Origin of the sequence: Methylobacterium brachythecii, assembly GCF_014196345.1 — a bacterium.
Taxonomy (GTDB): domain Bacteria; phylum Pseudomonadota; class Alphaproteobacteria; order Rhizobiales; family Beijerinckiaceae; genus Methylobacterium; species Methylobacterium brachythecii.
On record NZ_JACIDN010000005.1, the window covers coordinates 361,026 to 381,412 of the forward strand.

The following is a 20,387-nucleotide window of genomic DNA, read 5'->3' on the forward strand; positions in this document are numbered from 1 at the left end:
CCGGGCTGACGAACCGTCGGCACGCTACGACACTGCGGCGGGGAGGGCCAAGGATGGCCGACGTCACGCCTCCCGCGACGATCCCTTCTTCCGCAACGCCCTGACGAAGCCGGTATCGTGCTCCGAAAAGCCCGTCGCGCGGCAGAACCCCGCGAGTTCCTGCTGCTCCGCCGTAACGGACAGCCCCAAGGTGCCGCATCCGGAGACGCGGGCCGCCTGGGCGACCGCCTTCAGCAGCAGCCGGCCGATGCCGCGTCGGCGCTCGTCGGGTCCGACGAGCAGCGTCGTGATCTGCGCGATCGGGAGGTCGGCATCGAGCGTCCGGTAGTGGTGGAACACGACGAGTCCGCTCGGCGGTCCCCATTCCAACGCGATCAACGCGGTGCCTCGGTCGCCCCTCAGGGCTGCGAGCCGCTCGGCGAGCACATGAGGCGGCACGGGTCGTCCCGCCGCGTAAAGCAGCTCCGCGAGACCGGGCGCATCGGCCTCGTTCGCCGCACGAATTTCCAGCCCATAACGGCCACTCACAGACGGCACCCCCGACGTCGGATCGGTCTCGGGCCACCTCGCGGGCTCGGACGAACGCAGAGCACGGAAGGCCGTGATCGGGCTTGACCGAGCCGAGCAAATTCATGTAACAGAAAGTTATACAAATAACGGTCCGTCATTCGAACGAGGCCGCCAACGCAAGGGGACTGCCATGCCTGATGTGATCGCTCGGCTCGTGATTTCCATCGTCCTTCTGCTCGGTACGGCATACCTGCCGTCGTTCAACGTGGCAGGCCATCCGGCGGCGCAGGTCGCCGCACCCGTCGCCTGAGCAAGCCATGACCGAGACGAGCGCTCGACCCTACCGCCAGGTCGCCCGGGCGGCGGCCACGGAGAAGACGCAGCGGCGGATCGTCGAGGTGTTCTTCGAGCAGCTGCGATCGAAGTGGCTCGACGAGATCACCCTCGACGCCGTCGCCGCCGGCGCCGGCACCACGCGCCAGACCGTGATTCGCCTCTTCGGCGGCAAGGATCGCCTGATCGCCGCGGCCAACGACCTGGCCTACGAGAAGATCACCGGCCGGCGCCGGCTGCCGCCGGACGCAAGTCCCGCGGCGATCGCCCGGATCCTCGTCGCCGACTACGAGATCGACGGCGACACGATCGTCCGGCTGCTCGCGCAGGAACAGCAGCATCCCGAGCTGACTCCGATCCTGATCGAGGGAAGGGCCGGTCACCGCGCCTGGATCAACGACGGCTTCTCGACATGGCTGGACCGCGTGCCGGCGAGCCGCAGGGAGGGCTTCGTCGACGAGCTGGTGGCGGTGACGGATATCTATGTCTGGAAGCTTTTCCGCCGGGATTTCGGGCACGGCGCACCAGCCGTCACGGATCTCATCGCCGGCCTGCTGAGCAAGGTCCTGGCCGAGGCGTCCCGATGACGCCGGCGCGCGACTATCTGTTCGCCCTCTGCGATGCCGGCGGCAACGCACCTCCGATGCTGGGGGCCGTCCGGCGCCTGGTCGGGCGCGGCCACCGCGTCCGGGTGATCGCCGATACGTCGCTGGCCGCGGGCGTGGCGAAGGCGGGTGCTGCCTTCCTGCCCTGGACGACGGCACCCAACCGGCCGGACCAATCCGTCGCGTCCGACGTGATGCGCGATTGGGAGGTCGCCGATCCGATGCAGCGTCTGGCGCGCCTGCGCGACCGGGTGATGATCGGCCCGGCCGCGCGCTATGCCGCCGATGTGACCGCTGCGCTCCAGGCGGCCCCCGCCGATGTAGTCGTCTCCAGCGACCTGATCTTCGGGCCGATGATCGCGGCGGAGGCGACCGGCCTTCCCTGGGCCGTGCTCTCCTCGAACCTGTGCTACCTGCCGATCCCCGGCATCCCACCCTTCGGACCAGGGCTGATGCCGGCCCGATCCGAGGTCGAACGCCGTCAGGCCGCGGAGATGCAGGCCGGGATCAGCGATTTTCTCGGGGTCGCGCTCCCGATTTTGAACGAAGCGCGCGCCGGCTTCGGCCTGCGGCCGCTCGACAATCCTCTCGATCAGCCGGCCTCGGCCCATCGATTCCTCGCCGCGACCTGCCGGGACTTCGATTTCCCGGCGGAGAGTCTGCCGCCCGCCCTCCGGTATGTCGGGCCGATCCTCGATGAGCCGGAATGGATCGAGGACATGGTGCCGAACGTCGTGCCCGAAGGGCCGGAGCCGCTGGTGCTGGTCGCCTTCAGCACGACCTTCCAGGACCACATCGGGGTCATCCAGCGCGTGATCGACGCCCTCGACTCGCTGTCGGCGCGTGCGGTCGTCACCCTCGGGCCTGCCCTCGATGGAGCGCGGCTTCGTGCCGGCGAACGGGTTGCGGTCGTCGCGAATGCCTCGCACGATCACCTCCTGCGGAAGGCCGACGCGGTGGTCACGCATGCGGGGCATGGCACGGTGATGCGCGCGCTCTCGAATGGCGTGCCGCTCCTGTGCCTGCCGATGGGTCGGGACCAGCACGACAACGCGATCAGGGTCGTGGCGCACGGTGCCGGCCTGCAACTCGACCCGAGCGCGACCTCCGACACGGTCCGCTCGGCCCTGCTTCGGCTGCTCGCCGAGCCTTCGTTTCGCGACAGCGCGCGCCGGCTCGGGGAAGCCGTGAATCGCTCTATTCGATCGTCGGCGCTGGTCGACGCTCTGGAGGAGTGTTTGCCGGGTTGAACCGTGCCGACTGGCCGGCTTCCGTCCCGACTCAAGCCCGCCCAGCCAAGCCGTCGGCGGGCTCTTTTTTGCGACAGAGAGCGCTCCAGATCCCTAAGGCCGCTTCGGCTTCGGCGGAGGCTCGGGAAGTTCGACGAGTTCGCCCGTAAGCGGATTCAGGATCACCATGGTCGCCTTCCTCCGTGGATTCGTGACGCCATGGCACGCCCCAATCGGGGCAAAAGCTTGTCCTTGGAAGTTGTCCACAGAACCGCTTGCACGCCGTGCTGGCCGTCGAGACCGGGCTCAGCCGTCGCGCATCGTCCGGCCCAGGACCAGCGTCAGCAGCCCCGCGGCGATCATCAGCGCCGCTATGGCGGCGAGCGCCAGGTCGAAGCGCCCGGTGGCGTCCTTGATCCAGCCAACGAGATACGGCCCGATGAAGCCACCGAGTCCGCCGACGGCGTTGATCAGGGCGATTCCGCCGGCCGCAGCGCTGCCCGAGAGCAGGGCGGTGGGCAGCGTCCAGAAGGTCGGCAGCGCGCAGAAGACGCCGAGCATCGCGAGACTCAGCAGCGCCATGGCCGGCACCGGCGATCCGGTTTGACCCGAGACGGCGAGCGCGAGGGCGCCAGCGAAAGCCGGAAAGGCGACGTGCCAGATGCGCTCGCCGCGTCTATCCGACATCCGCGTCCAGGCCACCATGCCCGCAGCCGCGACCAGATAGGGAATCGCCGTGACGAAGCCGGTCTCAAGGGTCGAGAGCCCGAACCCCTTCACGATCTGCGGAAGCCATAGCCCGACGCCGTAGAGGCCGGCACTGAGGCCGAGATAGACCAGGGCGAGCCCGAGCACCTGCGGATGGACCAGCGCCTGCCTCAGGCCGAGCGCCGGTCGGCGCGTGGCCTGCCGGTCGCGCTCGATCTCGCGGGCGAGTTCGTCGCGCTCCGCGGGCGTCAGCCAGGAGGCCATCGCGGGCCTATCGGTGAGGACGAACGGCACGGCGAGGCCGAGGAGCAGGCTCGGTGCCGCCTCCAGCAGGTAGAGCCATTGCCAGCCGGCGAGCCCGTGGGCGCCATCGGCCGCGGCCATGATCCAGGCCGAAAGCGGCGAGCCGACCGCCGCGGAGATCGGCACCGCCATCATGAAGGTACCGACAATGCCAGCGCGTCGCTCCGACGGGTACCAGTAGGTCAGGTAGAGGATGATGCCGGGGAAGAACCCCGCCTCAGCGAGCCCGAGAAGGAAGCGCACGAGGACGAAGGACCTTTCGCCGACGACGAAGGCGGTGGATGCGGAGAGGATCGCCCAAGAGATCATGATCCGGGCTATCCAGGTTCGCGCCCCGACGCGTTCCAGGATCACGTTGCTCGGTACTTCGAACAGGAAATAGCCGAGGAAGAAGATGCCGGCCCCGAAGCCATAGGCCTCGGCCGACAAACCTAGATCGCGGTTCATGGTGAGAGCCGCGAAGCCGACATTCACTCGGTCGAGATAGGCGACGAAGTAGCAGAGCATCAGGAACGGCAGCAGCCGCCAGGACACCTTGCGCATCAGGGCATCGGTCATCGGGATTTTTCGTTTTTTCGCGAGGCCTGAGAGGCAGCGTTCGTATTGACAGAGCGTGGTCGCTGCCGCCACCGCGTCGGACCTGCCATGTCGGCACCTCCGCGCTATCTGTCAGCCTCCTGGCTGAGATGCCGCCCCTTCCACGACGAAAGCGCCCATGTCCGTCTATTCGCTCGACGACGTCGTGCCCGTTCTCGAGGACGAGACCGTATGGATCGCGCCGGGCGCGCACGTGATCGGCCGCGTGCGCATCGGAGCCGGCGCGAGCATCTGGTTCGGCGCCGTGGTCCGCGGCGACAACGAGGAGATGCGCATCGGCGCGGGCAGCAACATCCAGGACGGCGCCGTTCTGCATTCGGATCCCGGCTTCCCGCTGACGATCGGCGAGGGCGTGACCGTCGGCCATCGCGCGATCGTCCACGGCTGCACGGTCGGAGCCAACTCGCTGATCGGCATGGGGGCGACGGTGCTGAACGGGGCGCGGATCGGGCGGAACTGCATCGTCGGCGCCAACGCCCTCGTGAAGGAAGGCGCCGAGTTCCCGGACGACAGCCTGATCGTCGGCATGCCGGCCAAGGCCGTCCGTACTCTCGATCCGGCCAGCGCCGAGGGTCTGCGCAGCCTTGCCGAACGGTACGTCGCCAGGGCCGGCCAGTACGCGAAAGGTCTCGCCCTTCGCAGGTAGGCCGGATCGGCCCTCTCAGTGCGCCTTCAGTGATGCCATCCCCGGCTTGTCGTGGGTGGCATGCCGCTCGACGAGCGTCGCGCTCGCCTCGTTGAGCCCGATCACATCGACCGTGCGGCCGCGCGCACGCGCCTTGAGCACGACCCGGTCGAGGGCCGCCACGGCCGAGATGTCCCAGAAATGGGCCGCATGCACGTCGATGACGATGCGCGAGACTGGCTCCAGCACATCGATGGCATCCGCGAAGGTGCGGGCCGAGGCGAAGAAGACCTGCCCGGTGACCTGATAGGTGCGGATCTCGCCGTCGAGCGAAAGACTCGACGTCACCTTGCTCAGGCGGGAGACCTTGCCGGCGAAGAACACGCCCGAGAGCAGTACGCCGACGAGGACGCCGATGGCGAGGTCGCGGGTGGCGACCACCACGAGCACCGTCACCAGCATCACCGCCGAGGAGGGCACGGGGTTGGTGCGCAAAGCCGCGAGCGAGCGCCAGGAGAAGGTGTTCAGCGAGACCATGATCATCACCGCCGTCAGCGCCGCCACCGGCACCACGGCCAGAAGTTCCTGCAGGGCGACCAGCAGCACGAGCAGGAAGCCGCCGGCCACCAGAGTCGAGAGGCGTCCGCGTGCGCCCGACGAGACGTTGATCACCGACTGGCCGATCATGGCGCAGCCGCCCATGCCGCCGAAGAGCGCCGAGGCGATGTTGGCCACGCCCTGGCCAGCGCATTCGCGGTTCTTGGAGCTCGTCGTATCGGTCATGTCGTCGACGATCTGCGCGGTGAGCAGGCTCTCCAGCAGGCCGACCGCAGCGAGCGTCGCGGCGTAGGGTAGTAGGATGCGCAGGGTCTCGAAGGTCAGGGGCACCTGCGGCAGCGCGAAGCTCGGCAGGGTCGAGGGTAGGGCGCCGAGATGCGCGACGGTGCGCACGTCGAGGTGGAACACTGCGGTGATCACCGTCAGCACCACGATGGCGACGAGCGGGGAGGGCACGGCGCGGGAGATGCGCGGGAAGCCGTAGATGATGGCGAGGCCGAGCGCGATCAGCCCGTAGGTGGCCGGCGGCACATGCGTCAGCTCGGACAACTGCGCCAAAAAGATCAGGATCGCCAGGGCGTTGACGAAGCCCGTCATCACCGAGTGCGAAACGAAGCGCATCAGCCGGCCGAGCTTCAGCAGCCCGGCGATGATCTGAAGCAGCCCCATCAGGATGGTGGCGGCGAAGAGGTACTGGACGCCGTGCTCGCGCACGAGATCGACCATCACCACGGCGGTGGCGGCAGTCGCAGCCGAGATCATGGCAGGTCGCCCACCCGCGAAGGCGATCGTGCAGGCGATCACGACGGAGGCGTAGAGCCCGACCTTGGGATCGACCCCGGCGATCACCGAGAAGCCGATCGCCTCGGGGATCAGCGCCAGCGCGACGACGATGCCCGACAGGGTGTCTCCGCGCAGGTTGGAGAACCACTCGCGCGCGAGCTTGGAAGAAGATGACAGCATGAAAATATCCGCAGGAGACCAGCCTCTGCGCGGTCCGCGCGCAGGTCAGGGAGCGTCTCGAATGCGTGATCCGGCGGATCGGCGGCCGGAAGAGCCACCCGGGCTTGCACCGGGTCCAGGCGAATGAGCCTTCTTAGGGGAAGATGGCGCTGCAGCGCAACATCATGGGGCGGAGGGCGTAACGGCTTGCTCGAAGCTTGAGACACCGAGGCCGTGTCCAATCCCGTCGGATCGGCGCCAGAGTCTCGTTTCGCCCAACAGCAATCCGACGGGTCGTAACGCACCTTAGTTCAGCTTCCAGCGATTCTTATTCAGTAACGCATCCCGGCTGTCGTTCGTAAAAGATCATGAATCCAAAGAAAAACCCCGCCCGGAAGGGCGGGGTTTGTTGGAGACGGCACGGTTCAGCGCTGCCGTTACCAGCGATAGCTGAGGCTTCCGACGATGCGGCGGGCCTCGCCGTAGTAGCAGTTGTTCGGGTCCTGGCAGCCGGTGACGAAGCGCTTGTCGCCGATATTTGCGGCGGTGATCGCGGCGCGCCAACGGTCCCAGGTGTAGTGCACGGTCGCGTCGAAGAGGACGTATTCCGGCACCTTCAGCGTATTCAGCTGGTCGGCCCAGGAGCCGCCAACGTAGCGCACGCCGCCGCCGAGGCCGAAGCCGCGGAGATCGCCGGTCGGCACCGTGTAATCGAGGAAGGCCGAGGCGAAGGTCTCCGGCACGCCGGTCGGAGTCTTCCCGACGAGGCCGGGCGCCTGGCTCTTGATGTATTCGAGGTCGTAATGCGTGACGGCGGCCACGACATTTAAGCCGTCGAAGAGGTTGCCGACGAACTGGGCTTCGACGCCGCGCGAGCGGACGCTGCCGAGCTGCGTCTGGTTGAAGGTGCCCGGGATGTTGAAGGTCGGATTGTCGCGTACGAGATCGAACGCGGCCACCTGCAGCGAGTAGCCCTGGCCGACGGGCTCGAAGCGCATACCGACCTCGACCTGCTCGCCGCGATCCGGCTTGAAGGCCTGGAAGTTGTTGAGCGAGTCCTGGCCGATCTGCGGCTGGAACGAGGTCGAGTAGGCGACATACGGCGCGAAGCCGAAGTCGAAGTTGTAGAGAGCCGCGATGCGCCCGGTCAGCGCATTGTCGTCGCGCTTGGCCGGCGTGACGCCGAAGGCGCTGAAGCGCACGTCGGTCGCGTTGCTCGCGAAGTCCTGGCGCAGGCCGCCGATCAAGCTGAGCCGGTCGGTCAACTTGATCTGATCCTGCGCGTAGAGCCCGAGCTGCTCGAAGTGGTAGTCACGGATGATGTAGGGCGGCGCCTGGCTGCGCGACGGACCGAAGACAGGTGCGAGCAAGTTTAGTGTCGGACCGCCAGCGAAGCCCTGATTATCGTTGCCGGTGTAGTTCTTGTAGTCGAGACCGAAGATCACGTCGTGACGGAACCAGCCGTCAGAGAACTTGGCCTCGGCCTGGTTGTCCACTTGGAACAGGGCAACACGCTCGTTGAAGCCGAACTGGCTGCGCAGGAGCTGGGTCTGCGCCGCGTTGGCATAGCCGAGCTGGCCGATATACGAGTTCTGGTAGCCGTCGCTGAACGAGAAGCGGAAGTTCTGGCGCACGGTCCAGACGTCGTCCACCGCATGCTCGAACTCGTAGCCGGCATAGGCCTGCTCGCGCTGGAAGTTGTTGAAGGTCGGGTCGCCGATGTTCAGCGACCGGGAGATGCGGAAGCCGCTCGCATTCGGACGCGCCGTGCCGGAATAGGGCAGGAAGAGCGACGTGACGCCGGTGGAGTCACGCTGGTAGCTCGTCAGCACCGTGAAGCTGGTGGCGCCGTCCGGCTTATAGGTGATGGCGGGCGCGATGTAGTAGTTGTCGGCCGGCACGCCGTCGACCTGTGTGCCGCCGGTGCGGCCGATGCCGGTCAGACGGTAGAACCAGTGGCCGGAATCGTCGGCCGGGCCGCCGAAGTCGAAGGCGCCGTAGACCTGGCCGTAGGAGCCGCCGCCGACTTCGACAAAACCGAAGGGCGTCGTCGTCGGGCGCTTGGTGACCTGGTTGACGACGCCGCCCGGATTGCCCGCGCCGAACAGAACGGCGGAGGGGCCACGCAGCACCTCGATGCGCTCCAGACCGAACGTCTCGGTCCGGAAGGTGCCGAAGCCGTAGTTCAGGAGTTGCAGGCCGTCCTTGTAGATGCCGTAGTCGCTGGCGACGAAGCCGCGCAACGTGAAGAAGTCGACGCGCTGGTCGGCACCCGAGACGCCGGAATAGATGCCGGCGGAGTACTGGGTCGCCTGGGTCAGCGTCTGCGCACCCTGCGCCTGGATCTGCTTTTGACCAATGACCGTGATCGCCTGCGGCGTCTCGATCAGGGGCGTATCGGTCTTGGTGGCCGTCGACGAGCGCGTGGCGACATAGCCGTCGATCGGGCCCTTCGGGTCCTCGCGCGGAATGCGGCCGTCGGGGCCGGGACGGGTGACCGTACCGGCAGTGCGACCCTGTCCGCCGCTGTCGACGCGCGGCCCTAGGCCCTGTCCTTCGACCGAGATTTCGTCGAGGCGCGTCGCGCCGCCCGGCGCGGCAACCTGAGCGGTCGCCTGCGTGATCGCCATCGTGCTCACCCCGGCGAGCAGCGCCAGCCAGGACGAGACCTTGCGATGCCGGCCGCCGCCGGCAGGTGTGATGATCGATCGCTTACTCATGAAACCCCCAGCGTGCGAGCAGCCATCCGCATTCGGACGCGTGGCGTTCCACGTCCGGGACAGTGCTTTTTAGAATTATGCTAAGTTACTGATTTGGATCAGTTTTTTGATGCGCCAGCCATACGGGCAGCGCGTGCGCTCAGCAATGCTCCCTGGGGTTGAATGCTGAATACGTGACGGTTCTGCAACAGGATCGCCGATCGCCTGCCCCGGACTGACGGTAGGGGCAAATCTTCTCCGTATGGCCGCTTGCACGACATTTTCCTTGCGATATTGCGGCGCACAAAACAAGATCAGTTCATTGACCGCGCAAGTCGCGCCACAATATTGTTCATCACAACGAAATCCCGTTCAGGGTCGATATAGCTCTCCACTTCGATCGCCATGATCTTCCGTAGATGCACACCGGGCTTGTCCTCGCGACGCTCGGCCCGAGTGCTGCCGGAAGCCCATGGTTCGACGCAACCTCAGATTAAGTCGTAGCCGCCACCGGCTCACTTTTTCGCTCATCTGGATCTTTCCTGATGCCTGTCCGCATCATCGCCTTCTCCGGCAACACCCATCGTCCATCGCGCACCCGTGCGCTGGTCGAGGCCGTGACCGCCGAAGTCGCGCGCCTCCGCAAGGTCGATCTCAAGATCTTCGACCTGGTCGATGCGGGGCAGGGGATCGCCGTGGCGAGCCGCGATGCCCTGCCGCTGCCGGCCGCCCGGATCGTCGAGGCGATCGAGGGCGCCGATGCGCTCATCGTCGGCTCGCCCGTCTACAAGGGCGCCTATAGCGGGCTGTTCAAACACATCATCGACTTCGTCGACCCGGAGGCGCTGGTCGGCAAGCCGGTAGTGCTCGCGGCGACCGGCGGCGGTCCGCGCCACGCTCTCGTCGTCGAGCATGCGCTGCGGCCGCTCTTCGGTTTTTTCTCAGCTCAGACCGTTCCGACCTCCGTCTATGCCGGCGACACAGAAATCGTGGACGGCCGCGTCACCGAGCCGGTCGTCCTGGAGCGGGTGGCCCGCGCCGCGGCCGAGCTCGACGTGCTCCTTGATCTCGACCTCCGGCAGAGCGGCCGGCGCATCGCCGCCGCCGAATAAAGCCACGCGCCCGATGATCACACGACGCCTCGCGCTCACCGGCGCCCTCGCGGCAGCGGCCTCGGCTCCGACCCGCCTCGTCCGGGCCGGGGAGGGCGCCGTGTTCCGCATCGGCTACCAGCGCAACGGCATCCTCGCCGTCGCCAAGGAGCAGGCCGCGATCGAGACCCGGCTTCAGGCCCTCGGCGTCTCAGTCTCCTGGGTCGAGTTCTCCTTCGGGCCGCCGTTGCTCGAGGCCCTGAGTCTCGGCAGCATCGATTTCGGCCAGACGGGTGACGCCCCGCCGATCTTCGCCCAGGCGGCCAAGGCCAACCTCGTCTATGCCGCGGCTCAGCCGAACGGCGGCTCCGGCTCGGCGATCCTGCTGCCCAAGGGCTCGACGATCCAGAGCCTGGCAGAGCTCAAGGGCAAGCGCGTCGCCTTCGCCAAGGGCTCGAGCGCACACAACCTCACCATCGCGGCCCTGGAGAAGGCCGGCCTGACCTATGCCGACATCGAACCCGTGACGCTGGCCCCGGCCGACGGCGCGGCCGCCTTCGCGCGCGGCTCCGTCGATGCCTGGACGGTGTGGGACCCGTATTTCGCCATCGCCGAGACGGGGGAGGGCGTGCGCATCCTGGCCCAGGCCTCGGACATCACGCCGACCAACAATTTCTTCCTCGCCAACCGCACGTCGATCGAGGTCCATCCCGAGCGCTTCACCGCGACGATCGATGCACTCGGCGAGGTCGCGACCTGGTGCGAGGCGCATCGCGGCGAGGTGGCCAAGAGCCTGGCGCGCATCACCGGCGTCCCGCTGCCGGCGACCGAGCGCACCGTCGGCCGCATCAAATACGTCATCGCGCTGCTGACCCCCGACGTCGTCACCGAGCAGCAGCGCATCGCCGACCGCTTCCACGCGCTGAAGATCATCCCGCGGGCGATCCGCGTCTCCGACATCGTCTGGACGCCGCCCGGCGTCGCACGCAACAACGGGTAGCCGCATGGCCGATTCCGCCCTTCCCGCCCTGTCGCGGATCGCGACCGCCAAACCGCAGCGCGCGACGACGCCGCGTCCGGTCAACGGCTTCGACCTGAGCCAGCTGCTGCCCTGGCTGGTGCCCGCGGCAATCATCCTGGGCTGGCAAGGTGCGGCCTTGACGGGCCTGGTCTCGACGCGGTTCATGCCGGCTCCGCTCGACGTCGCCCGGGCCGGCTGGCAGGCGGCGCAGACCGGCGAGCTCTGGGTCAATCTGTGGGTCAGCTTCCTGCGCGCGGTGTCGGGCTTTCTGATCGGCGGCGGCATCGGGCTCGCCTTCGGCCTCGCCAACGGGCTCTCGAAGCTCTCCGAAAAACTCACCGACACCACGCTGCAGATGGTGCGCAACGTGCCCCACCTGTCGCTGATCCCACTGGTCATCCTCTGGTTCGGCATCGACGAGGGCGCTAAGCTCTTCCTCGTGGCGCTCGGCGTGTTTTTCCCGATCTACGCCAACACCCTGCACGGCATCCGCTCGGTCGATCCGCAGCTCATCGAGATGGGCCGCGTCTACGGCATGAACCGCCGCACGTTGTTCTGGCGCGTGGTGCTGCCGGGCGCGCTGCCCTCGATCTTCGTCGGCCTGCGTTACGGCCTCGGCATCATGTGGCTGACGCTCATCGTCGCCGAGACGATCGCGGCCAATTCCGGCCTCGGCTACATGGCCATGCAGGCGCGCGAGTTCATGCTCGTCGACGTCGTGGTGTTGGCGATCCTCATCTACGCGCTGCTCGGCAAGCTCGCCGACAGCCTGACCCGGCTCCTCGAGCGGCGCTGCCTCTCCTGGAACCCGGCCTACCGCAACGCCTGAGCCAGCATGACCGCCACAATCGCTCCCCTCACCAAGGACGTCGCCGCCGGCGCGCGTCCCGCCATGCGCCCGGCCGCCGGCCGCGCGCTCTCGGTGACGCTGCGGCGCCTCACCAAGGCCTTCGACGGCGGCGAGCCCGTCATCCGCGGGCTCGACCTGCACATCCCGGCCGGCCAGTTCGTCGCCATCGTCGGCCGCTCCGGCTGCGGCAAGAGCACCCTGCTGCGCCTGATCCTCGGCCTCGAAGAGCCGACATCGGGGCACCTCGCCGTCGACGGACGTGAAGGCCGCGCCGTCGGACCATCGCGAAAAATCATGTTCCAGGAGCCGCGGCTGCTGCCCTGGGCCCGCGTCGTCGACAACGTCGCGGTCGGGCTCGGCCGCGAGGGCAGCCGGGCCGAGCGCCGCGAGCGCGCTCGCTCCACCCTCGACGCGGTCGGCCTCTCGGCCAAGGCCGGCGAGTGGCCGGCGACCCTGTCCGGCGGCCAGCGCCAGCGCGTGGCGCTGGCCCGCGCCCTGGTCAGCCGGCCGGCGCTGCTCGCGCTCGACGAGCCCCTCGGGGCGCTCGACGCGCTCACCCGCATCGACATGCAGACGATGATCGAGCGGATCTGGGCCGAGCAGGGCTTCACCGCGATCCTGGTCACCCACGACGTCGGCGAGGCCGTGGCGATGGCGGACCGGATCCTCGTGATCGAGGACGGCGCGGTCGCCCTCGACGTCGACGTCGACACGCCCCGTCCGCGCCGCCGCGGCGATCCCGACCTCGCGGCGCTCGAAGGCCGCATCCTCGACCAGCTTCTCGCGCGCTCCTGAGCGCTGCCGCTAAAGACTTGTGGAGTTCCCGATGACCACTCAGACCGACGGCAAGACAGACGTCCTCTGGTTCCTGCCCACCCACGGCGACGGCCGCTATCTCGGCGCCTCCGAGGGCGCGCGCGACGTCTCCTTCGACTACCTGCGCCAGATCGCCCAGGCCTCGGACGATCTCGGCTATTACGGCGTGCTGCTGCCGACCGGCCGCTCCTGCGAGGATTCCTGGGTCATCGCCTCGGCGCTCGCCCCGCTGACCAAGCGCCTGCGCTTCCTCGTCGCCGTGCGCCCCGGCCTGCAGGAGCCCTCCGTCGCCGCGCGCATGGCCGCGACCCTGGACCGGATCTCGGACGGCCGCCTGCTCATCAACGTCGTCACCGGTGGCGACCCGGTCGAGCTCAAGGGCGACGGCGTCTTCCTCGCCCATGACGAGCGCTACGCGGTCACCGACGAGTTCCTGACGATCTGGCGCGGGCTGATGGCCGGCGAGACCGTGACTTTCGAGGGCAAGCACCTGCGAACCGAGAACGGCCGCGTGATCTTCCGGCCGGTGCAGGATCCGTATCCGCCGCTCTATTTCGGCGGCTCGTCGCCCGCCGGCATCGAGGTCGCGGCCGACCATTGCGAGGTCTACCTGACCTGGGGCGAGCCCCCGGCCGGCGTCGCGGAGAAGATCGCCAAGGCCCGCGAAGCGGCCGAGCGCCGCGGCAAGACCTTCTCCTACGGTATCCGCCTGCACGTCATCGTGCGCGAGACCGAGGGCGAGGCCTGGGAGGCCGCCGACAAGCTCATTTCGCGTCTCGACGACGCCACCATCGCCCAGGCTCAGGAGACCCTGAAGCGCCAGGATTCCGTCGGCCAGAACCGGATGATGGCGCTCCATGGCGGCGACCGGAACAAGCTGCTTGTCTCGCCGAACCTCTGGGCCGGCGTCGGCCTCGTCAGGGGAGGGGCCGGCACGGCGCTCGTCGGCTCGGCCGATCAGGTCGCCGACCGGATGAAGGAATACATCGATCTCGGCATCGATCGCTTCATCCTGTCCGGCTATCCGCATCTCGAAGAGGCCTACCGCTTCGCCGAGCTGGTCTTCCCCAAGCTGCCGCTGCGCGCGACGACGGGCGCCCCGCGCTCGGGTGCTCCCAACAACGGCCCGTTCGGCGAGGTCATCGCCAACGACATCGTCCCGACCCGCCGCATCGCCGCGCACTGATCTCCCCCGCAATTGCGAGCGCAGCGAAGCAATCCAGGGCCGCATCCGCAACGTCCGCCCGTTGGGCCTGGATTGCTTCGCTGCGCTCGTAATGACGGCGCGGAAGCCGAACCCGATTAGCTCCCGACCCACGAGGCCGACCATGCCCGCTCTCGCCAAGGCACGACCCCGTCCGCTCCCCGGCCATCGCCTGTGGCTCGCACTCGCCGCGTTCGTCTTCGCCGCTCTCTGGCTCGCCCCGGCCCATGCCGCAGAGAAGACGATCCGGATCGGCTACCAGAAATACGGCACCCTCGTCCTCCTGAAAGGAAGAGGCAGCCTTGAGCCGCGGCTCAAGGCTCTCGGCTACGACGTCGTCTGGTCCGAGTTTCCCTCGGGGCCGCCCCTGCTCGAAGCGCTCAATGCTGGCGCCATCGATTTCGGCACGGCCGGCGAGACCCCGCCGATCTTCGCCCAGGCCGCGAGCGACGCACTCACCTACGTCGCGCACGAGCCGCCCGCCCCGCGAGGTGAGGCCGTCCTGGTGCCGAAAGCGAGCCCGCTGCAGAGCGTCGCCGAGCTGAAGGGCAAGAAGGTCGCCCTCAACAAGGGCTCCAACGTCCACTACCTGCTGGTACGCGCCCTGGAGAAAGCCGGGCTGACGATTAAGGACGTCACCGAGGTCTATCTCGCCCCCGCCGATGCCCGCGCCGCCTTCGAGCGCGGCGCCATCGATGCCTGGGCGATCTGGGATCCCTATTTCGCCGCGGCAGAAGTCTCGAGCAACGCCCGCCCGCTCGCGGACGGCTCCGGCATCGTGCCGAACCACCAGTTCTACCTCACCTCGCGCGGCTTCGCGGAGAAGAACGGCCCGGTGCTCGATGCGGTCGTCGCCGCCATCGGGGACGTCGATGCCTGGGCCAAGGACAATCCCGAGACGGTCGCCCGCGAACTCGCCCCCTCCGTCGGCATCCCGGCGCCGATCCTCGCAGTCGCCCTCAAGCGGCAGGGCTACGGCGTGCGCCCCCTCGACGAGGCGACCATCGCCGAGCAGCAGCGCATCGCCGACACCTTCCACGGCCTCGGCTTCATCCCGAAGGCGCTGATCATCACCGACGCCGTGCGCAAGCCCGGCACCTGAGTCCGAGACGCATCATGCACCGCCGCACCCTTCTCGCGAGCCTGCTCGCCGCCCCTCTCGCCGCCGCGCTTCCGGTGCAGGCGGAGGAGAGCGGCAGCTTGCGCATCGGCTATCAGCGCTCCTCGACGCTGATCTCGCTGCTGCGCCAGGACGAGGCCCTGGAAAAGGCTCTCGCCTCCCGGAAGATCCGGGTGACCTGGCACGAATTCACCAGCGGCCTGCCGATCATGGAGGCGCTGAACGTCGGCCAGATCGACGTCTCGGCCGACGTCGCCGACACGGTGCCGGTTTTCGCCCAGGCCGCGGGTGCCAAAATCACCTATGTGGCGCAAGAGGCCGCCTCGCCGACCGCGCAGGCGATCGTCGTCTCCGGCGATTCCCCGGTAAAGAGCATCGCCGATCTCAAGGGTCGCAAGGTCGCGGTGACCAAGGGCGCCGGCAGCCATTACCTGCTGCTCGCCGCGCTCGCCGGGGAGGGACTGCCCTTCAAGAGCATCACCCCGGCCTATCTCACTCCCGCCGACGGCCGCAGCGCGCTCTCCGGCGGCAGCGTCGATGCTTGGGTGGCCTGGGACCCGTTCCTGTCGGCGGCCCAGGTTCAGTCCGGCGCCCGCGTCCTGAAGGACGGCACCGGGCTCTCGCTCTACAAGCGCTACTATCTCGCCGGCGACGACTACGCGAAGGCGCACCCGGAGGTGCTCGCCATCCTGTTCGGCAAGCTCCGCGAGACCGGAGACTGGGTGAAGGCCCACCCGGACGAGGCGGCCACACGCCTCTCTGCGCTCTGGAAGATCGAGGCGCCCATCGTGCGCCAGGCCAACGATCGCCGCAGCTACAAGGTCGAGCCGGTCACCCGCGACGGCCTCTCCGAGCAGCAGAAGATCGCCGACGCCTTCCGCACGGAAGGGCTGCTGCCGCGCCCCGTCGATACCACCCTTCTTGGCCTCTGGGAGCCGCCGACGCGCTAGCGCATCGGGGCCGCACCGGCCCCGACGACACGGCATGACGGCCCATCCAACCAGGCACGCTCGATCCCGCAATCAACGGCTTGCCAAGCTGCCAGGAACGACTTAGACACCGCCCACGATCGATTGAGGCAGCCGCTGCCACCGATCACCGCGCGCCCGTAGCTCAGCTGGATAGAGCACCAGACTACGAATCTGGGGGTCAGAGGTTCGAATCCTTTCGGGCGCGCCATTCAACGCTCAACGCGTTGTAAGCTCAGAAGATATTGTTTCTCAGGTGCTTGCTGCCGAGCGCGTGCTACACTCACGTGCTACAGGACCAAGTACGATGGGCCGTATGAAGTTCGTTCAGCGCCGCGCCGGCCGATACGAGTTCCGATTCCCCCTACCCGATGTGCTCGCCGGGAAACCGGCGCCGCAACCGTGGCCTGACAGCATGGCTGTTTTGGTCAATGCGCGAACCGGTCGGTTCAAGACCGAACTCATCCGCTCGCTTCAGACGACCGAGCGAAAATCAGCCGAGCGCAAGGTGCTCGCTCACATCGCTGATGCCCATAGGCTCATCGACCAAGCACAACGCTACCTTCGGGAGGGGCCACCCAAAAGCATCACCCCGGATCAGATCGCCGCGATGGCGCGCGAGCATGAGATTCATCTGCTTAGCCAAGATGAATTGATCCGGGAGCGAGGTTTGGGCCTTAACTTGGCCGTAGAGATTGACTTGGCCGAGGAGGATGAGCGGCCTCACGATGGTCTCGGCATGACGGATGACGACCTCGATGTCTACCGTCTCGGTATTGCCGATCTCGATCAGAACGTTCGAGCTCAGTCTGCAAAGATGCGCGCCGGGGAGGCAATTAGCAGTTTCGTCAATCGAGCCGTCGAACAGCGCGGTATGACACTGCATCCCGAGGATCCAGCTTGGCGGCAGCTCGAACACGCCTTCATCAAGGCACAGCGCAGCGCGTTTTCTGGCATTCTAGCGCGGCTCGAAGGCGATGAAGTACCGACCCCAGCGCGGCCGTCTGAGCCCAAAGGCGAAACCCTCACGGCATCTTTGACGCTATGGGCCGGTGCGGGTGGCGCGGGTGCTAGAAAGCCTCAGCCATCATCTGTGGCGGAAGCCACGCGAGCTGTCCGACGCTTCGTTGAGCTTCACGGCGACCTTCGAATTACCGCCATCTCCAAGGTCCAGGCTCGGGCATTTCGCGATGCGCTCGTAAAGCTGCCGAAGGCCCTCCCTGTACGACTAGGGCGGTTGCCGCTACCCGAGCTGTTGAAGCAGGATCTCAGCAAATACCCGCGACGCAACGCTCAAACGGTCAACAAAACGTTGGCCCTTCTTAGCGGCATCCTTGCCCGTGCCGAGCGCGACGGCTTCTTCGAAGAGCTGCCAGCTTGGTCGAACCCGTTTCACGTCGGATTCGACGTCGCTCCGGCAGAGCGTGAGCCGTACGAACCCTTCAGCACGGCCGAGTTGCAGCGCCTGTTCTCTTCGCCGGTCTTCGCCAAGGGCGAGCGTCCTCTCGGCGGTCGGGGCGAGGCAGCATTTTGGTTTCCGCTCATTGGTCTGTTCAGTGGCGCACGCAGGACTGAGATCGCGCAGCTCAAGATCGGAGACGTCCGCGCAGGAGAGGGGGGTATTTGGTACCTCGACATCACAAACGAGGGCGCCGATCAGAATTTGAAGACAGTGTCGTCTGCCCGCTCAGTGCCCGTCCATAAGGAGCTGATCCGATTGGGCTTGCTTGATGTTGTTGCCGCTCGAGCCAAGACACAGCCGCAAACCGCACCGCTGTGGCCTGAATTTGCTGCGCCGATTGATCCAAAAGTGAAGGCGTGGACGAAGTGGTTCGGTCGCTACCTAGGTATCCATGCGGTGGACCACTCGGCCAAGACGTTCCACTCCTTCCGCCACACGTTCAAGCGGGCTTGCCGGGAAGCTGGACTGAGCGAGGAAGTTCACAATGCGCTGACTGGCCATTCCGGTGGCGGCGTCGGTCGACGTTATGGTCGCGAAAGGCGCGCAGATGGAACGCTTGATTGCGGTATTTCTCTCCCTCGGTTGCAAGCCGAGATCGACAAGGTGTCGTATCGAGATCTCAAGCTATTGATAGACAAATCCTAACGGTTAGTACCGCCTGCTTCTGACCGATTTCGTTGAAAAACTCGGTGGCGGCCGAGATCGGAGAGGGGCGGGATGCGTCCTCGCTCTCGGGCCGGGTGTGGCCTTCCGGTCAAGCCGGGCTCGGTTGCGGTAGCGGAATGAGCTTTGCGAGCTTCCTCAGGTTCTGGGCGGCGGCTGCGAGGTGGAACTCGTCCTTCGCTCCGTTCGGTCCTCGTAGCCGGAGGCGGTCCAGCTTGAGGATGCGCTTGAGGTGGGCAAACAGCATCTCGACCTTCTTGCGTTCGCGTCGTGAGGTCTTGCCTTCCTCGGACCGCGCGATGTCGCGGGCCATGTCCCGCGCGCCCTCGTAGATCGAGCGCGGGACCTTGCGCACCGGCTCATTCGGGCAGCACCGCGCCTTCAACGGGCATGGCGCGCAGGCGAACTTGCTCGCCCGGTACAGCAGCGTCGCCCCGTCGTTGACCAGGGTGCCGGTCGTGGTCAGCACCTGGCCCGCCGGGCAGCGGTAGACGTCGCCCGGCTGGTCGTAGGTGAAGTCGGCGCGTGAGAAGGTGCCGTCGGTGCGGGTCGATTTGTCGAACACGCTGATGTGCGGCTCGATGCCTTGCTCGTAGACGAGCCAACCCAGCATCTCGGCCGAACCGTAACCGCTGTCGCCAGCCAGCTTGGCCGGATAGAGCTCGAAGCGCTCGCGCGAACGCTCGATCATGCGTTTGGCCGCTGTAACTTCGGCTTGCCGGATGGCCGTGGTCGCCTCGACGTCGACGATGATCGCGTGGTCGAGGTCGATCAGATAGTTGGCCGTGTAGGCGAAGAACGCCTGCCCGCCGTGCGCTCCGGTCCAGCGCGCGGCCGGATCGGCGGGCGAGATGAACTTGGGCGGCACCGGCGTGGCGGCCTCGTCGAGGACGGCGAGGTACTCCTGAGCAGCGCGGCTCACGACCTCGGGCGGCAGGCCGGCAGAGCCTTCCACCCCCTTCTGCCGATTGGCATCGGCCTTGATCAGGCTGCCATCGACGGCAAAGCCTTCGCCACCGACGAGCCCCTCGGCGATGCAGCGGGCGAGCACAGTCTCGAACAGGCGACGCAGGAGATCCCTGTCGCGGAAGCGGCCATGGCGGTTCTTGGAGAAGGTGGAATGATCCGGCACCCGGCCGTCGAGACCGAGCCGGCAGAACCAGCGGTTGGCGAGGTTGAGGTGGACCTCGTCGCAAAGCCGACGCTCGGAGCGGATGCCGAGGCAGTAGCCGACGATCAGCATGCGGATCATCAACTCGGGATCGACGGAAGGGCGGCCCGTCGAGGCGTAGAACGGAGCCAACTCCTGGCGCAGGCCGGTCAGGTCGACGAAGCGGTCGATGGAGCGAAGTAGATGGTCGGTGGGAACGTGCGTGTCGAGCGAGAACTCGTAGAACAGGGCACCCTGCTCGACTTGCCGAGGTCCCATCATCTGCTTCGATCTCCGTCTCTCGACAAGAGTGAATCACCTCATCACTACCGCTGCAACACCCAAGTTTTTCAACAGAATCGACCCGGTATGGACCTTCCGCGCGTGCTATTCGAATGTCTGCTCGGACGGCGAAGCGGACTTAAAACAGCGGCCGTGACATCAGGAGGTTGTGCTAAAAAATTTGCGATTTCCGGGTTTGGTGAGGCCTGACGTGGGATCTCCTATGCCTGTCCACGGTCCTTGGGGAGCGTCATGCGGATCGACGATAGAGTCTTCGTCCATCATCCGAAACTGATCAGCATCGATCTTGACGGTACTGAATTCGTGGACCTCGAAGGTGCGCTTCTGCGAATGCCTTGTCCTCATGCTAGACGATCGTCGGCTTGCTCGATCACTCGAAAAAAATCTGGTCAAGAGGTTCGTAGGAATGCGCATCAGCAAAATCCGGATCATAAATTTTGCGAATTTCTCCGATTTCGAGATCCCAACCGGTCGTAACATCGTCGTCGTCGGAGAAAACAAGGTCGGGAAGAGCAACCTGCTCTTCGCCCTTCAATTGATCTTGGATCCCGGACTGTCCGAAAGGGACCGTCAGCTCGGGCTTGAGCACTTCTGGGATGGGCTGGGCGACGACAAGCTCGGCAAGACGAT

16 protein-coding genes, 1 tRNA gene, 1 pseudogene and 1 other annotated feature are annotated in these 20,387 nt (G+C 66.7%); of the genes and pseudogenes, 13 read left to right on the top strand and 5 right to left on the bottom strand.

The window, feature by feature from the left end; translation table 11 throughout:
• Positions 1-63: 63 nt before the first annotated feature.
• The gene (locus tag GGR33_RS15335) at positions 64-528 is read right to left on the bottom strand and encodes a GNAT family N-acetyltransferase (protein WP_183506681.1); all 465 of its coding nucleotides are present in this window, start codon (positions 526-528) and stop codon (positions 64-66) included.
• Positions 529-827: 299 nt separating this feature from the next.
• Here GGR33_RS15335 and GGR33_RS15340 point away from each other — a divergent pair, with 299 nt between their 5' ends.
• Positions 828-1,430, top strand: coding sequence for a TetR/AcrR family transcriptional regulator (locus GGR33_RS15340; protein WP_183506683.1), 603 nt, complete (start codon positions 828-830; stop codon positions 1,428-1,430).
• Positions 1,427-2,698: a glycosyltransferase gene (locus tag GGR33_RS15345; RefSeq protein WP_183506685.1), complete on the top strand. Its 1,272-nt coding sequence runs from the start codon at positions 1,427-1,429 to the stop codon at positions 2,696-2,698. The genes GGR33_RS15340 and GGR33_RS15345 overlap by 4 nt, the downstream gene beginning before the upstream one ends.
• A gap of 285 nt (positions 2,699-2,983) precedes the next feature.
• Here GGR33_RS15345 and GGR33_RS15350 read toward each other — a convergent pair whose 3' ends face one another.
• Positions 2,984-4,246: an MFS transporter gene (locus tag GGR33_RS15350; protein WP_183506687.1), complete on the bottom strand. Its 1,263-nt coding sequence runs from the start codon at positions 4,244-4,246 to the stop codon at positions 2,984-2,986.
• 157 nt (positions 4,247-4,403) lie between these two features.
• On the opposite strand from GGR33_RS15350, the gene GGR33_RS15355 reads away from it, so the two are divergent.
• Positions 4,404-4,931 (top strand): gamma carbonic anhydrase family protein, encoded by a 528-nt coding sequence (locus tag GGR33_RS15355; RefSeq protein ID WP_183506689.1) that lies wholly within the window; start codon positions 4,404-4,406, stop codon positions 4,929-4,931.
• Positions 4,932-4,946: 15 nt separating this feature from the next.
• Here GGR33_RS15355 and GGR33_RS15360 read toward each other — a convergent pair whose 3' ends face one another.
• Positions 4,947-6,431 carry a SulP family inorganic anion transporter gene (locus GGR33_RS15360; RefSeq protein ID WP_183506691.1) on the bottom strand — a complete coding sequence of 495 codons (1,485 nt, stop codon included), beginning with the start codon at positions 6,429-6,431 and terminating at the stop codon, positions 4,947-4,949.
• Positions 6,432-6,495: 64 nt separating this feature from the next.
• Positions 6,496-6,551, bottom strand: a sequence feature (sul1 is cis-regulatory element that is thought to sense ions involved in sulfur or methionine metabolism; They are found in Alphaproteobacteria).
• Between the two features lie 296 nt (positions 6,552-6,847).
• On the bottom strand, positions 6,848-9,040 hold the full coding sequence (locus GGR33_RS15365; protein WP_183506967.1) for a TonB-dependent siderophore receptor: 2,193 nt from the start codon (positions 9,038-9,040) through the stop codon (positions 6,848-6,850).
• A 614-nt stretch (positions 9,041-9,654) separates the two neighbouring features.
• Here GGR33_RS15365 and msuE point away from each other — a divergent pair.
• The 9 genes from msuE (at position 9,655) to GGR33_RS15410 (ending at position 18,286) form a co-directional block, all read left to right on the top strand.
• Positions 9,655-10,221, top strand: coding sequence for an FMN reductase (msuE, locus tag GGR33_RS15370; RefSeq protein ID WP_183506693.1), 567 nt, complete (start codon positions 9,655-9,657; stop codon positions 10,219-10,221).
• A 13-nt stretch (positions 10,222-10,234) separates the two neighbouring features.
• A complete protein-coding gene (locus tag GGR33_RS15375; RefSeq protein ID WP_183506695.1) occupies positions 10,235-11,200 on the top strand; it encodes an aliphatic sulfonate ABC transporter substrate-binding protein in 966 nt (321 codons plus the stop codon).
• A gap of 4 nt (positions 11,201-11,204) precedes the next feature.
• On the top strand, positions 11,205-12,050 hold the full coding sequence (locus tag GGR33_RS15380; RefSeq protein ID WP_183506697.1) for an ABC transporter permease subunit: 846 nt from the start codon (positions 11,205-11,207) through the stop codon (positions 12,048-12,050).
• 6 nt (positions 12,051-12,056) lie between these two features.
• Positions 12,057-12,866: an ATP-binding cassette domain-containing protein gene (locus tag GGR33_RS15385; RefSeq protein WP_183506699.1), complete on the top strand. Its 810-nt coding sequence runs from the start codon at positions 12,057-12,059 to the stop codon at positions 12,864-12,866.
• A 31-nt stretch (positions 12,867-12,897) separates the two neighbouring features.
• Positions 12,898-14,073 (top strand): FMNH2-dependent alkanesulfonate monooxygenase, encoded by a 1,176-nt coding sequence (ssuD, locus tag GGR33_RS15390; RefSeq protein WP_183506701.1) that lies wholly within the window; start codon positions 12,898-12,900, stop codon positions 14,071-14,073.
• Positions 14,074-14,215: 142 nt separating this feature from the next.
• Entirely contained in the window at positions 14,216-15,193 is a 978-nt protein-coding gene (locus GGR33_RS15395) for a sulfonate ABC transporter substrate-binding protein (RefSeq protein ID WP_183506703.1), read from the top strand.
• Between the two features lie 14 nt (positions 15,194-15,207).
• Positions 15,208-16,161 (top strand): aliphatic sulfonate ABC transporter substrate-binding protein, encoded by a 954-nt coding sequence (locus tag GGR33_RS15400; protein WP_183506705.1) that lies wholly within the window; start codon positions 15,208-15,210, stop codon positions 16,159-16,161.
• 152 nt (positions 16,162-16,313) lie between these two features.
• A tRNA-Arg gene (locus GGR33_RS15405) sits at positions 16,314-16,390 on the top strand.
• A 204-nt stretch (positions 16,391-16,594) separates the two neighbouring features.
• The gene (locus GGR33_RS15410; RefSeq protein ID WP_210302024.1) at positions 16,595-18,286 is read left to right on the top strand and encodes a site-specific integrase; all 1,692 of its coding nucleotides are present in this window, start codon (positions 16,595-16,597) and stop codon (positions 18,284-18,286) included.
• Between the two features lie 109 nt (positions 18,287-18,395).
• On the opposite strand, the gene GGR33_RS15415 is transcribed toward GGR33_RS15410, so the two are convergent.
• Positions 18,396-19,736, bottom strand: coding sequence for a transposase (locus GGR33_RS15415; protein ID WP_183506709.1), 1,341 nt, complete (start codon positions 19,734-19,736; stop codon positions 18,396-18,398).
• Between the two features lie 427 nt (positions 19,737-20,163).
• Here GGR33_RS15415 and GGR33_RS26560 point away from each other — a divergent pair.
• A pseudogene (locus tag GGR33_RS26560) lies at positions 20,164-20,343 on the top strand (AAA family ATPase); the annotation flags it as partial.
• Positions 20,344-20,387 lie beyond the last annotated feature (44 nt).